The sequence below is a fragment of the Clostridium sp. 19966 genome (assembly GCF_032335695.1).
GTDB lineage: Bacteria > Bacillota > Clostridia > Clostridiales > Clostridiaceae > JACTOJ01.
Genome location: NZ_JACTOJ010000021.1, coordinates 25,536 through 40,432, shown reverse-complemented (window position 1 = coordinate 40,432; position 14,897 = coordinate 25,536). Strand labels below are relative to the sequence as shown.

The 14,897-nt window shown below is 30.3% G+C and carries 13 protein-coding genes and 1 pseudogene; 6 read left to right on the top strand and 8 right to left on the bottom strand.

The genetic code is table 11. The annotated features are described in order from the left end of the window. The first annotated feature begins 13 nt into the window (after positions 1 to 13). Positions 14 to 496, top strand: coding sequence for a DUF6803 family protein (locus tag IAI10_RS18570; protein ID WP_315674803.1), 483 nt, complete (start codon positions 14 to 16; stop codon positions 494 to 496). Positions 497 to 530: 34 nt separating this feature from the next. Here IAI10_RS18570 and IAI10_RS18565 read toward each other — a convergent pair whose 3' ends face one another. Next, positions 531 to 662, bottom strand: coding sequence for a FeoB-associated Cys-rich membrane protein (locus IAI10_RS18565; protein ID WP_315674802.1), 132 nt, complete (start codon positions 660 to 662; stop codon positions 531 to 533). A gap of 456 nt (positions 663 to 1,118) precedes the next feature. Beyond that, positions 1,119 to 2,831 carry a methyl-accepting chemotaxis protein gene (locus tag IAI10_RS18560; protein WP_315674801.1) on the bottom strand — a complete coding sequence of 571 codons (1,713 nt, stop codon included), beginning with the start codon at positions 2,829 to 2,831 and terminating at the stop codon, positions 1,119 to 1,121. 174 nt (positions 2,832 to 3,005) lie between these two features. Between IAI10_RS18560 and IAI10_RS18555 the strand changes: the two are divergent. The 4 genes and pseudogenes from IAI10_RS18555 (at position 3,006) to IAI10_RS18540 (ending at position 8,627) form a co-directional block, all read left to right on the top strand. Continuing rightward, positions 3,006 to 3,722, top strand: a pseudogene (locus IAI10_RS18555) (response regulator transcription factor). Further along, a complete protein-coding gene (locus IAI10_RS18550; RefSeq protein ID WP_315674800.1) occupies positions 3,719 to 5,110 on the top strand; it encodes a HAMP domain-containing sensor histidine kinase in 1,392 nt (463 codons plus the stop codon). The pseudogene IAI10_RS18555 and the gene IAI10_RS18550 overlap by 4 nt, the downstream one beginning before the upstream one ends. A 104-nt stretch (positions 5,111 to 5,214) precedes the next feature. Continuing rightward, positions 5,215 to 7,059, top strand: a complete 1,845-nt coding sequence (locus IAI10_RS18545) for a sulfite exporter TauE/SafE family protein (RefSeq protein ID WP_315674799.1) — start codon at positions 5,215 to 5,217, stop codon at positions 7,057 to 7,059. A 308-nt stretch (positions 7,060 to 7,367) separates the two neighbouring features. Beyond that, on the top strand, positions 7,368 to 8,627 hold the full coding sequence (locus IAI10_RS18540) for an NlpC/P60 family protein (RefSeq protein ID WP_315674798.1): 1,260 nt from the start codon (positions 7,368 to 7,370) through the stop codon (positions 8,625 to 8,627). A 194-nt stretch (positions 8,628 to 8,821) separates the two neighbouring features. Here the strand turns inward: IAI10_RS18540 and IAI10_RS18535 are convergent, their stop codons facing one another. The 6 genes from IAI10_RS18535 to IAI10_RS18510 all read right to left on the bottom strand — a co-directional run bounded on the left by IAI10_RS18535 (position 8,822) and on the right by IAI10_RS18510 (position 14,305). Further along, positions 8,822 to 9,118: a hypothetical protein gene (locus tag IAI10_RS18535; RefSeq protein ID WP_315674797.1), complete on the bottom strand. Its 297-nt coding sequence runs from the start codon at positions 9,116 to 9,118 to the stop codon at positions 8,822 to 8,824. Between the two features lie 413 nt (positions 9,119 to 9,531). Beyond that, on the bottom strand, positions 9,532 to 10,134 hold the full coding sequence (locus IAI10_RS18530) for a TlpA disulfide reductase family protein (RefSeq protein ID WP_315674796.1): 603 nt from the start codon (positions 10,132 to 10,134) through the stop codon (positions 9,532 to 9,534). Between the two features lie 14 nt (positions 10,135 to 10,148). Next, positions 10,149 to 10,856 (bottom strand): cytochrome c biogenesis protein CcdA, encoded by a 708-nt coding sequence (locus tag IAI10_RS18525; RefSeq protein ID WP_315674795.1) that lies wholly within the window; start codon positions 10,854 to 10,856, stop codon positions 10,149 to 10,151. Between the two features lie 50 nt (positions 10,857 to 10,906). Then, on the bottom strand, positions 10,907 to 11,644 hold the full coding sequence (locus tag IAI10_RS18520) for a sulfite exporter TauE/SafE family protein (protein WP_315674794.1): 738 nt from the start codon (positions 11,642 to 11,644) through the stop codon (positions 10,907 to 10,909). A gap of 410 nt (positions 11,645 to 12,054) precedes the next feature. Further along, the gene (locus tag IAI10_RS18515) at positions 12,055 to 13,497 is read right to left on the bottom strand and encodes a multicopper oxidase domain-containing protein (protein ID WP_315674793.1); all 1,443 of its coding nucleotides are present in this window, start codon (positions 13,495 to 13,497) and stop codon (positions 12,055 to 12,057) included. Between the two features lie 421 nt (positions 13,498 to 13,918). After that, a complete protein-coding gene (locus IAI10_RS18510; protein WP_315674792.1) occupies positions 13,919 to 14,305 on the bottom strand; it encodes a hypothetical protein in 387 nt (128 codons plus the stop codon). Positions 14,306 to 14,556: 251 nt separating this feature from the next. Between IAI10_RS18510 and IAI10_RS18505 the strand changes: the two genes are divergently transcribed. Next, entirely contained in the window at positions 14,557 to 14,748 is a 192-nt protein-coding gene (locus IAI10_RS18505; protein WP_315674791.1) for an SHOCT domain-containing protein, read from the top strand. The last annotated feature ends 149 nt before the right edge of the window (positions 14,749 to 14,897 follow it).

Below are 14,897 nucleotides of genomic sequence, written 5' to 3'. Positions count from 1 at the left end.
GGAGGAAATTATTATGAATATGACTCATTACATGTCATTATTAACTGATAATCAGCCTTGGAATCTGATTATTTTTATGGCCGTTCCTGTAATATGTGCTGAGACTCTTACAATAACAGAGTTCTTTATCATATTTAACAGGATAAAGAGTGGTGGTATTCGAACTTTGAACAAAGTCGTTGCCATTTTCGACGGTTTTTATTTTACTGTAATTTTCATTTATCTTTTTACAACAGCAGTAATACCATTAACTCAAACAAGTGGTTGGCATACATGGGTAGATGTAGTCGCAGTCGGGTTCTATTTAAGTGGCGTTTTTTTTCTATTACCATTAGCGTTGTTAGAATTAGGTTTAATATTCAAAAATAAATCTGATGATGAAAAGATGAAAACACACTTTATACTAGTAGGAGGATTTCTTGTAGTTGCTCACGTTGCTATGATTTTCGGTATGGTTAATCCTGAAATTTTCAGCAATATGTCAAGTATGCAGTAAAAAACCGGTATAAACCGGTTTTTTATTAAATATTTTATCTGTTCAGTTTCCTCTTCTTTATATCACATTTACCACAGCCACAGTCTCCATTTTTTGCTTTTTTAAAATTCTTCAAAAATAGACTGCCTGCAGAACCTACAATAATAATTGCTATTACAATTTCCATATAAATACCTCCTAATTTACTAAATTATATACTTAATGTATCTAAAAATTATCTCAGACCATCTATTAATTTTGCTGTTATCATTATATGAAATCTTATCTCAACATATATTCCTTTATTATATATAAACTAATATCCAATGTATCTCGTACAAAATTTACAATCCGAAAATAAATATTAATACTACTAATAATAATTTGGCCTTTGGTGTTAAGCTTTAAGTTTTATAATCAAATTTTCTATGCTATCATCATAGATAAACTCTTCTTCCATCTTCACAAAAACCTTGCTATGGCAACACTCACATCTTTCCAAACATTCTTAAGCTATATACTGAATATTGTTTTCAGATACTGCGGATGTTAATTTATCATAGCAATATGCACTTACATACTTTTATCATAAAATCGCCTCCTCATATGCTAATATGTATATAATAAACCAACCTTCAATTTACTAAATTTTGAATTGCTTTATCATACTGCTCAATTCATCTGCTAATACAGTCTGCTTTTGGGCATATTTAGCCAATTCTTCTATAGCAATATCTGTTTCATTCACGCTATTTAAAATGCCTTCCGTATTTGAAGCTGATTTTTGTGCTGTAGTTGATACATTCCCAACAGAAATATTTGTTTGTTCTATTGAATTTAATATCTGTAATACACCACTAGAAATTTCCCGTGACATAGTTTTTATAAGCTCCGCATCCTGCTCATATTTTTCAGCAGTTTCTAGGAATATTTCATAATCTGGGTTTACATTATAATCTATGAATTCAAGTATTTCTTCGGTATTTTTAGATAAATTATAAAAGGCTCCCTTAACTTGAGTTATCACTCTTTGTATATTTAAAACATTACTCTCTGCCTGCTCAGCAAGCTTACGTATCTCATCTGCAACCACAGCAAAACCTTTTCCAGCATCTCCTGCTCTTGCTGATTCTATAGCTGCATTCAATGCCAAAAGATTTGTTTGTGAAGCTATACTAGCTATAGAATCAGTCAAAATACTAATTTTCTCAACTACCTTCCCATCTTCTACTGCTTTTAGGATGTTTGATTGTTTTTCTTCGTATATTTTCTTTGATATGTCAATGGCTTTAAGGGCTTTATCTTTAATTTTAGTTGCACGTATTTCTATACTATTTGAAGCTTTATCTCCATCCTCAGCCTTGGCCGACAGAACCGTGGAATTTGCAGTTATTTCCTGTATTGATGAATTAACTTCTTGCGATGTTACGCTTAAGCCCTCAGTTCCAGATGCTATTTCCTTTGTTGCAGCATTAATACTCATCATCTTAGCCGTAATCTCCTCTAAAGATTCCGAAATCTGTTCGCTGGAACTATTTACATTATTCACACTTGATATAATTGCAGATATTAAATCACGAGTATTTTCAACTGCTCGATTTAAAGCTTCAGAAAGTTTTCCGATTTCATCATTTCCATAAACCTCAATTCGTTTTGTTAAATCCCCCTTTGCAACAACATCTGCAAATTTTACAACCTTATTAATTCCCTTTGATAATGCTTCAGAAATTAAAATTCCTAAAATTATAGCTATTATAAAACCAAGAATTACAATTATGATCATAGTATTGAATGCTTCTTTTGATATTGAATTATTTTTTTTATTAGCTTCTTGCGCCTCCTTCATATTTAAACTAACTAGATTATTAATGCTATTAAAAGTTTTTTGCCTAGCCTCTAGTATCATTGGAAAATATATTTTTGCTTCATCATATTTGTTTAAATCTATCAAATCCATAAAATTTTTGCGCGCCATCATATACCCTTCATGATTTTTATTGAAATCAGCTAATAAATTCTTTTCTTCTCCTGTTCCAGTAGTATTTTTAAATTCTTCTGACAAAGACATATCTTCTTCAGTCAACTTATTAATCTCCTCTTCTAATTGTTTTTTCTGTGTAGAATCAGTAGTAGTTAAAAGTGATATTAAGTCGGAATGGATTTGGAGAAAGTTTTCTTTTAGGCTATCTATTTTACTTACATGAAGCAAATTATCTTCATACATAGAATTAGAGTTTTTATCCATTTTTTTAATTTGTATTATTCCTATAATGCCCACAGTAGCCATTATAACAGAAATAATTAAAAAGCAACTTATAAGTTTTTGTGCAATTCTTAAATTTTTAAATAATTTCATTTTATTACCTCCAAATTAACTATCATATATTTTATAGCATTCTTTTGAAGATAGTATGAAGAAAGTTTCTATTTACAAGAATTAATTCCATAGATAGATTCTTCTCCCTATGTTTTTAATTTACTTTGAATTATAATTAATAATAAATTTAGCTATTGAAGGGTGAGTGGGATTATGAATAACTACTTTAAAATACTTGTTGCTGATGATGAGCAGAATATTCTAGATGTGGTAAGTGCATACTTAAAAAAAGAAAATTTTCAGATTGCTACTGCATCTGATGGAGAAGAAGCAATCTGAATATTTAATAAACAGGAAATTCATCTTATTGTTTTAGATCTTATGCTCCCTAAGATGTCTGGAGAAGAAGTTTGCCGCAGAATAAGGTCTGGTTCCGAGGTACCTATAATTATGCTTACTGCAAAGGTTGATGAAGAAGAAAAGATTGAGGGAATATCAATAGGTGCTGATGATTATCTAACCAAACCCTTTAGTGTACGTGAGCTCTTGGTAAGGATAAGGGCCTTACTTAGAAGATCCTACAGAGATATGTCTCCACTTGCGGATATCCTAACCTTTAATGGTGGAGATTTAGAAGTTGACATTAAAAAAATGCTTGTGAAAAAACAGGGACAAATTGTTAGTCTAACATCAAATGAGTTTAAAGTATTAAAGATTATGCTCTCAAATCCAAGTCAAGTATTAACACGTGAACAGCTAGTTGAAAAAGCTTTTGGCATGAATTATGAAGGTTTCGATAGAACAGTAGATACCTACATAAAAAATATTCGTCAAAAAATTGAAAGCGACCCCAAACATCCAATTTACTTAATAACCATTTATGGAGCTGGGTATAAATTCATGTCAAGCTCAGATGAGGTAAAAAAATGAAAATATCTTTAACAAAGAAACTGTCTATTGGCTTTCTTTTAACAATTTTAACTTCAATTATTTTAACAAGTTTTATATCAAATTATGAAGTAGGTAGAGAATTTAATAAATATTTAGTAGATGAGCATAAAGTAAAAATAAATAACATTATAAATCTTATAGAAGATTTATACAAAAACGGCAATAGTCTTTTAACAATTAACACTGATGAAATACAAAGATATGCTCAGATGCAGCTACTATATGTAGAAATACAAGACAGTACTGGCAAAACAGTGTATTCTTCTGGTAGTGATTATTTACAGGACAAAAATATGATGGGAAATATGATGAGCTCAATGATGCACAATTTTTCTGGTATTAACCCAGGCGAATATACTGAAAATAAATACCCACTAATTATAAATAATGAAAATATAGGGAAAGTCATTATAGGTTATTATGGGACCTCCTATATGACTTCTGGTTCCATTACCTTTATTAGAACATTGAATCAATCACTCATTTTGTCAGCCCTCGCAGCTCTTCTGTTCGGTTTGATAATCAGTATCATATTTTCTAGGCAATTTTCAAAGCCTTTAGTTAAAATAACTGAAACAGCAAACAAAATGAGAGATGGGAATCTAAATGTCCGAGTTAACACAAATTCAAATACTAAGGAAATATCTCAACTCTCTAATTCTATAAACTACTTAGCTGAAAGTTTAAACAAGCAGGATATGCTTAGGAAAAGGCTATCCTCCGATATGGCTCATGAACTTAGAACGCCTCTTACAACACTCAAGACTCATATTGAAGCCTTCATGGATGGTGTTTGGGAGCCTACCCATGAAAGATTTGAAGTTTTTTATGAAGAAATTGAAAGACTGACTAAAATGGTTGATAATCTCCGCAATCTCCACAAGTTAGAGCAAAGTAATGTTAATTTAAATAGGACAGAGTTTGATATTTCAGATGAGCTCGAAAAACTTATTGATACGTTTAGGCCCATGTACATCAAAGCGCATTATAGATTAAACAGCAATATTGCTCCAAATATATTTGCAAATATGGATAAAGATAAATTTAAGCAAATAATGACTAACCTTCTATCAAACTCCTACAAAAGCTTAAAGCCAAATGGATTAGCAGAGGTTATATTACTAAAAGAGAAACAGAAACTCATAATTAAGGTTATTGATAACGGTATTGGCATACCTGAAAAAGACTTACCTTATATTTTTGAACGTTTTTATAGAAGTGATCTGTCCCGCAGTAAAGATACTGGTGGTTCAGGTATAGGTCTTACCATAACCAAATCCTTTGTAGAAGCCCACGGAGGTAAAATATTTGTTGAAAGTAAAGTAAATAAAGGAACAGCATTTACAATTGAGCTGCCAAGTATATAGATACTTTCATCAAAAATAATTATTGAATCTATATTTTATCTTCATAAAATCATCATATAAAATTTATATAATATACCCATGAATTATTTTTTAGGAGGAATCTTATGGGTATTCGCAGAGAGAAAATAAAGGTTTACGATATGACCTGTTCATCCTGTGAAAACAGAGTTGAAAGGGCTGTAAAAAAGCTAAGTGGTGTATCAAATGCCATTGCTAGCTATAGCAGCCAATCTGCTGTAATTGAATATGATGATGAATTGTGTAACATTAGCAAGATTAAAGAGGCTATAAAAAAAGCCGGTTACAGAACTGAAAAGCCTAAGGATTTAAATTTCATAGGTATAGCCGTAGCTGCGGTAGCTGTTATACTGCTTGGTCTTAAAACCAGTGGTTTTGACATGGATTCTAAACTATCTAATGCTTCCTATGCAGTGCTATTTATAGTAGGTATTCTTACATCTTTACACTGTGTGGGAATGTGCGGCGGGATTATGCTTTCACAAACCCTGTCAAAGGAAAGCAAAAGTAAATTTGAAGCTATTAGACCTGCTCTATTATATAATTCGGGAAGAGTTATTTCCTATACTATTCTTGGAGGCATCATTGGAGCTCTTGGCTCGGTTTTCTCACTTTCCATCACTACTAAAGCAGGACTACAAATATTTGCAGGCGCATTTATGATTATTATGGGACTAAACATGGCCGGCTTCAGCGCCTTCAGAAAAATACATATACATTTGCCTAAGGCTATGTGTAAAGTTAAAACTAAGTCACATTCTTCATTTATTGTTGGACTTTTAAATGGACTTATGCCCTGTGGTCCTCTTCAAACAATGCAGCTCTATGCTCTTGGAACAGGAAGCATTGCAAAAGGTGCATTGTCCATGTTTGTTTTCTCCTTAGGAACCGTTCCTCTTATGTTAGTTTTCGGTTCATTATCAGGTCTACTGAGTAAAGGTTATACTAAAAGTATATTGAAATTCAGTGGTGTTTTAATTATTGTTCTTGGGCTCATAATGGGAAATAGAGGTTTTACCCTCATGGGTTATAACCTTAATCCTGTAAAAGCAATCGCTAATAGTTCATCAACCTTATTAGGTGGAAATTCAAGTAAAGCAACAGACTCTAATATAAAAAAAGCAGTTATCAAGGATGGTATTCAGACAATTACTATGACAGCCAACAACAACGGATATACACCTAATGCATTTTATGTCCAAAAGGGCATACCTGTAAAATGGATAATAAATGGTGAGCAACTTAATTCTTGTAATGATGGACTGATTGTCCCATCACTGAATATTGATATGAAACTTAAAAAGGGAGAAAATGTTGTAAAAGAATTTACTCCTGGAGATAAGGATATAAACTTTAGCTGCTGGATGGGAATGATAAGCGGTATAATAAAAGTAACAGATAATCTTAATTCTGTGGATACTTCCAAGGCTGACCCGTCAATTCCAGCACCAAGTACAGGTCCTAGCTGCTGTGCCGCACCTATCAATGATGACGGTTCTTCTACAAATAGTGGGTCCACAGCTCAAAATTCTCAAAGCATATATGGAAGCGACATAACAAAGGTTCCAACCTCTACTTTGGTTAATAAAGCCGCTGTTTCAGGTAATACTCAAACTTCTAATTTTAAAGGAATTGGTTATGAACTTAAGCCTCTAATTGTAGTTGGGCAGATAAACATTAATACAAAAGTTATTCTTGATTTAACCCAATTTAATAACCCCGAAGGGCAATATTCTATTATAGATACAGAAACCAGAAAAGAAGTTGCTTCGTTTACAGGCAAAAAAGGAATAAATGAAGTTGATTTTATACCACAAAAGTCCATACCATTTGCTATAGTTAAAAACAATTCAGTTATGGGTGTTCTTGAAGTGGTTGATGATTTGAACAAAGCAGATTTAGAAGCAATAAGAAGTAAATATATTAATTAGCTAGACTTAATATTATAAAAGCAGCATAATTCAGTTTGAATTTAGGCTGCTTTTATAATTGATAATTATATTATATATCGCTATAAATTATATTTAGTTATAAATAGTTATTAATTTTTTTAACTAAGTTCTTATCTTCATAATATTTACACATTATTTCATTATAATTAACTATGGTTATTGGGGGTGTTCGGTATGATTGCTTTATATTTATTCTAAATTATTATGTAAAAGTGCATTAGATTAGTAACTTGCATAACACATATTACACATTTTAAATAAATAATAAAAAGAACTGCGGAGGATAGATGAAATTAACAACTAATATAATTAAAATTGCAGTAACAGTTGCATTAGTAATGTCAGTAGGTACAACTGTATTGGCTGCTCCAACTGAGGATTCTCTTAACCAACAGAAAAAGCAGTTGGAGAATCAAAAAAATAAAAATACTCAGGATATGCAGCAAAGTCAATTAAATGTAGAAAGTGCTGAAAATAATATTAAGAATATCAATATTCAAATTGATTCATTGGATTCCAAAATCGGAGATCTTAATAAAATCATTTCAGACACAAATAACAAAATATCTCTAAAAGAAGCTGATATTGAGATTACTCAGAAAAACGTAGATACAACTGAAGCTGATATTGAAAATGAACAAAAATTATTAAATAAAAGAATGCGTTTTATGTATAAAGAAGGATACTCAAATTATATAAGTATTTTAATATCCTCAAAAAATTTCAGTGACTTATTAACTAAAGCTGAGGCTATTGCTTCAATAATTAATTATGATAAAAAGGTTATAAAAGATTTTACAGATAAAAAAGAAAAACTAAATGAAGCAAAAAACACATTAAATAAAGATAAAAATGAACTAATAGCATTTAAACAAAGCAATGTAAGTAAATTAACCGAGCTTCAGAGTAATATGAAAAATCTAAAGCAATTAGAATCAGATGTTAAAAATAAACAAGCTTATTATATGAGTCAAATAAGTGATTATAAAACTAAAATAGACGCTGAAAATAAACAAGTTCAAGATACAATCAAACAACTAAACGAATTAGCTCTCGTCCAAAATGCCCAGATCAAAGTTCAGACAAGCGATACTAAAATAAATGTACCCACTGCAGCAAATGCAATAATAGCCTATGCCTATAATTTCTTAGGAAACCCTTATGTATGGGGAGCTGAAGGTGAAATTTTTACTCAAGCAGATATAGACATGTATAGAAATACTGACCATGATTTAAGGGGCATGGAAAAATTATTAGGCAAGCAAGCTTTTGATTGTTCCGGTTTCACCCAATATGTATATGCTCATTTTGGAATAAACATAGGTAGAACTACTTATGACCAAATAAATGATGGAACTTCCGTAAATAGAGATAACCTTAAACCTGGAGACTTAATTTTCTTTGGAACACCTGATAATCCTAACCACGTTGGCATATATTTAGGAAATAATTCATTCATAGAAGCTCCATATAGCGGAAGTGTAGTAAGAATATCTGCTCTAAACAATTCATATGATTATTTGACTGCTAAGAGAATCTTAAATTAAAAATCTCAAGTATAAATCAATTGAAACACAGAACAAACTGTGGCACAGCTTATACTACTTGATTAATAATGCAAAAATACCTTCTATCGTGATTTTAATTCTACGTTAGAAGGTATTTTGCTTCAATGTTTTTTTACTGTTCCATTCATAATCCATGTATGCTTTCTTATATTCAAAATTTGTATATTGTAAATTTACTCTATAGGCTTTTTAATATCAACAATTTCTTTTTCATTGTCATCAGAGCAACAACTTTCCTTTTTGTTGCCTCTCATCATCATTGGCATCATTAAAATCATCATTAATGGGCACAAGAATGGAGCTATCTTTCTTAGTACTTCTGCAAAACCAGGGCTTAGACTTGCTATAAATGGTAACATAAATAATATTACAATTGGTAGACCACAACAAATAACCATATGAAGTAAATGCTTATTGAAACCATGCTTATGATTTGACCTATTTTCATTACCTGTATTGTGACAACTCATATTAACTCCTCCAAAATATTAAAATAATAAATTTTTCTATTATATTTATATTTTAACGTACTGTTATAAAGATTTTATGAAGAATAGAATTGCTTTTCAGCGATGATTTATACTCTTATCTAATAATGAAATGTCAGACATGATCTATTTAACTTCATCTGTTATTATTGCTATGCGTCTTTGCTTTACAAAAGTTTTAATTACAGGTTCAATTTATACTTATCTCCATCATTTAATGATAATCTTAACTGAAAGTTCCATCAGTGAATTCTCTCACAATAAAAGAGTATAAACTTAAAATTATAAAAGTTATAAACAGCGGTATTCTATTCAAATCTTTCACTCAATCTCAAAAAAAGCTGCTTATAAACAGATGAAACCCAAGCTTTAAGTTTAGGTTTCATCTGCAATTATCATTTTTTATTTTCAAGAAGCTGGACATAACTTTTCATTTGTGCTAAGTTCATGGCTCCAGTATGTGAGGTTACAAGATTTCCATCCTTATCTATAAAGAACCAAGACGGTATAGCTGCTATATTGTAAGTTGCACCTACTTCCTGACTTGTATCCAATAGAATGTTAAAATTATATTTGTTCTTATCTATAAATAACTTTACAGTATCTTTATCTTCTCCAAGGTTAACTGCCAGAATAACCACATCTGTTCCCTTTGTCTCCTGATACAATTTTTCTATATCAGGCATTTCCGCTTTACAGGGCGGGCACCAACTTGCCCAAAAATTAAGCAATACGTTTTTACCTTTAAGACTACTCAATGAAATATCTTTTCCATATAAGTCTTTAAGTTTAAAATCTTGTGCCTTCTTTAATGCATCTTTACTTACATTAATTAAACCTGTTTCATTATCTGTATTTGCATTACCTTGTGCCTGTGAACTTCCATTTAAAGAGGATGTTGAACTGTTAGCATTATCTTTATTATATTCTCTTACAGTATAGAATGCTCCAATCACAAGAATTATTGCTATTACTGCTAGTGCTATTCCTTTTCTCATATTTATTTCCCCCATTAGTAGAAATTTAAAAATTTTAGATAGCCACTAAGTATATTAATTTTATTCGTAAATACCATAACTCCCATAATCAATATTAAAACACCACTAAATATCGAAACTATAGGTATAAATCTTGAGTATCTTCTAATGCATACTGTAAGTGATTCTACAGCTATGGCAGAAAGTATAAACGGAATTGCTAAACCTAATGAATAAAAAATTAGCAGTAGTATTCCCTTATTTACTGTATCCATATTACCAGCGTAGATTAATATTGAAGAAAGAATGGGACCAACGCACGGTGTCCATCCTCCTGCAAAAGCCATTCCCATGGCTATTGGATTAAAATCATCCGCCGTTATGCTAAACTTAAAAAATCTTTTTTCCCTATAAAATAATTTAATCTTAAATAACCCAATTGTATGAAGACCAAATAAAAATATTAATGCTCCTCCAACTTTTCTTAACCAATGCTGATTAACAAGTAGCACTTTCCCTAAAAAAGTTACAGTGGCCCCCATTAATATGAATATTATAGAAAATCCTAAAACAAACCCAAATGCCTTATTTAAAGTTCGTTTCTTCTTATCACAACTCCCTGTTTCAGACAAGGCCGATTCTGTCAAATAACTTATATATGCGGGAATAAGGGGCAGGACACAAGGAGACAAAAATGAAAGCAAACCAGCAGAAAACGCTACTATAAACGATACATTGTTCAAAATTTCACCTCCTTCTTGAAAAGCCTCAAATATTATATTTAATCGGTTTGCTAAACAAAAAAATAGATGACTGTATCTATCAAACCCAATAATACAAGCATTACACCACCTATTGTTCTAACTGATTTCTCTACTTTTCTAACAGATTTTATTACAATTTCGCTTTTCACCTTAAATAGGATTACTATTAGAATAATAAGGAACATTGGAGTCAATGTTCCAAATGCAAATATTGCTGGAAAAATTATACCCATGGAAGATTTAAGACTTAACGGAATAACTAATCCAAAAAATAACCAGAACAAAGTAGGGCAAAATGCAAAAGAGAAGAAAACCCCCAGCGTAAATGATTGATTAAAAATATTTAATTTTAATGAAGTACTATCAAGCCTATTAACTAACTTTTGGCCTATAGAAATTTTAAAACTTATAAGCTCTAATATGTTCAATCCCACTATTATAATAAGAGGACCTGCCAATTTTCTTGCTAAACTAAAAAAGATTATAAACTTCTGCTGGAAATTGATTTTTAATACTACGATAACTAGACCATATAATAAAAAAACTAATACTTTCCCACATATATACCATATAGTGCTACTAAAAAGCTTTTTCTTATCTGAGCCTTTATTTGTAAGATATCCTATTGCACCAACATTTGTTGTAAGTTGACATGGTGCGGTGGCCCCTAACAATCCTATGAAATATGCTGTTAAAATTGGAATATTTATTTTCCTTGCATAGCTCATTATAGGCGAACTTAATTCTGAGTTAAATATGCTAAGCAATTTATATATCTCTAATACTAGCTCTCTAATATTGGCACCTCCATTGATAATAAATCTCAATATTTTTATTATAATTTATAATTATGAAGATATTATGTAGGTTTATCTAAGCATATAACTTTTAATAAATTATCAATATTGGGTTTGGTAAGAAGAGTTTATAAGTTCTCTTATATTGATTATGAAGCATCGAGTATTTAAATGACATGCCATGTACGATTTGAATTTCGCTGCTTTATCCTTTTACATCGTTTGAACAGAATTAGATGTTTTCAGTTTCTTGATTTACTACAAATTCGTATTTATCATTAGGCTTTACATATAACTTTCTTTAATTGTTTGCTAATTATCTGCATTTCTGAGCATAAAAAAGATAAGGTCTCTTTTTTATAACCTTATCTTCTTAAATACTACTCTACTTTAATTTGTCCCATCATTCCTGCTTCTTCATGCTCTAATATGTGACAATGATACATGAAAATCCCTTTGTTATTAAACTGAACAATTATACTTACTTTCTCATTTGGTTTTATATAGACTGTATCCTTCCAACCTTTTTCCTCTGTATCTGGCTCTTTTCCATCTCTAGATAGTATTTGAAATTGTACACCATGGATATGAAATGGATGACCCATATTATGCATCATTGAACCTTCACTTGTTATATTCCATATTTCAGTATCACCTTGCTTTATAGTTTCATCTATTCTACTCATATTAAATTTTTCACCATTTATTGATACCATGTTGCCCATTCCCTGAAGTTTGAAATTTCTAACTTTAGTAACTTGTGCTTCTGAAATCTTATTAACCCTTGTCAAAGTGCTGGGTATTTCAGTTGTATCTTTCCCATCTTCATTTACATAAAAAGTTAGTATTTCTGATTTATCGCTCATAAGTGATAACTTAGTTCCTTTATCATATTTAGAAAAATCAATAATTATCTCAGCTCTCTCACCAGGGGCTAATAAAATACTTTTTTGGTTTACTGGACTTTCTAATAATCCTCCATCAGATGCTATTTGATAAAAAGAAGCTCTATTATCTAGTCTTAAATTAAAGTTACTTGAATTAGATCCATTTACTATTCTAAATCTAATCTTAACTCTTTTCACATCTAAATTTGGTTTTATTGCCCCATTTACTATGATATTATCTCCAGTTGCTCCATCCATAAAATTAGTATCATATTTGAAGCTTCCATTTTTATTAAAGCTTCTATCCTGAATTACTAATGGAATATCATTTACTCCGTAATCCTTAGGAATATTCAAACTCTTTGATACTTCATCATCTACATAGAATAATCCCGCTAATCCGTTATATACCTGTGTAGCAGTACTTCCACTAAAATGTGGATGATACCACAATGTCGCTGCCTGTTGATTAATAGTAAAACTAGGATTCCAAGTTGTTCCTGCCTGTATAGCCTGATCTGGTCCTCCATCATTTTCCCCGTTTATCTCTAGACCATGCCAGTGTACTGTTGTTGCTTCTCCTAATTTATTATTTACATGAATATTTACTTTATCTCCACTATTTACTCGTATTACCGGACCAAGAAAGCTTCCATTATAGCCCATAGTCTCAGTTTGAGTGCCTGTTATAAATGATGTCACTCCTCGCTGTGGCTCTAAAGTAAAATCATCTATATTGGGATCAGGATTCTTATCCTCTAAAAGCTCAGGAATAGGAAGACTGCTATTGATTATAGCATCTTTATTCATATAACCTATTTTACTACTGTTCATCTCATGATTTTTATACATTGGATTTATAAACTTAATATACCCTATCATAGCTAATCCAATGACTATTCCGCTGCCTATTAACATAAACTTTGATTTAATCATTTTAGCCTCCTATACAATTATAATTATTATTTAATAATAATTATAATTGTATTTTATAAAGAAATTATGAAGATATAAAAATTCAAATTTCAATTTAATTAATAAAAAATAGTTATCAACTGATGAAATTCTTTATATACTATTCACAGAAATAATTATTCCTTAATATAAAACAAAATGATTGAAGGCTATAAGATTATTCTTTAATTTTTCTAAAAGTTCACTTTTCCCTATCAACTTGCATCCTAAAATGTAGAAAAATATGGATCATGTAGTGTAGTCAAATATTAAGTGATTTTGATTCAAAATAATACTCATTATATTTTCCTATTGCATGTTATATAATTTATTTTGGAATTACGATAAACACAATATCTTTTATGATAATCTTTCACCTTTTTCATTGCTACTGTATTGCAGATTATCTTCCCATCATTGAATTGTGTATGCTGGCCATCCCTTTTCTTCCGATAGAACCCATTCTCGTAGCCATATCTCCGTAACCGTTATTGTTCATTATATTTATCATTTGATTAAATTGATCATCTGTTAGATTTGCCATAAAATTATACATATCATCATAATTTCTGCTCTTCATAGCTTTAGCGGCATCATTAAAGCCATTTTTTCTCATTAATTCAATCATTTGATTATAGTTAGCATTATTAATACTCTTATTATTTTTAAACATCATACCTTCTACAAAGTTAACGCCATTTAACCGGTTATTTTCTTCAGCATATACTATGGTTACTGTACCTAATATTAATATTACTGATGTCATTATTACTAATACTTTTTTCTTCACTTTTAATTTCTCCTTTTCTAATCAACTTGTTTCTATAAGCATATTGTATATAAAAATTATGGAGGAATTGTGGAGATTAAAATTAAGAAAAGAATACTTTTAAATTAATATATCTTCTAGAAATTAAGCAAACAAAGATTATGATATAAATAACAATAGTCTATTAGTCATTTATGGAAATAATTACTTTCTCCTTATTTTCTCCACAATTTCGAGATAAAATACAACTAAAGAAAGGAGAGATAAAATCTATGATGCTTTTACCAATAATATTACTTATTTTTATATTCTTCTATTTAAGTCCTTTTGCCAATAAGAACAATTTAATTGGTGGAATATCTAGTCACCACCATAATAATGCATTAGATATTTTAGATAGAAGATTTGCTAATGGAGAAATAGATGAAGAAGAATATGTAAAGAGAAGATCAATTTTAAAATAATAATTAATTTTATACTTTTATTGCAGAAGCAGCCAAAACTTAATTTGCGCTGCTTTTATAATTTAATATTTAAATATAAAAATAATTAATATTAATAATTAACGCTACTTCTAATCTTATCATTTACTGCTTGTGATCATTACGATTAG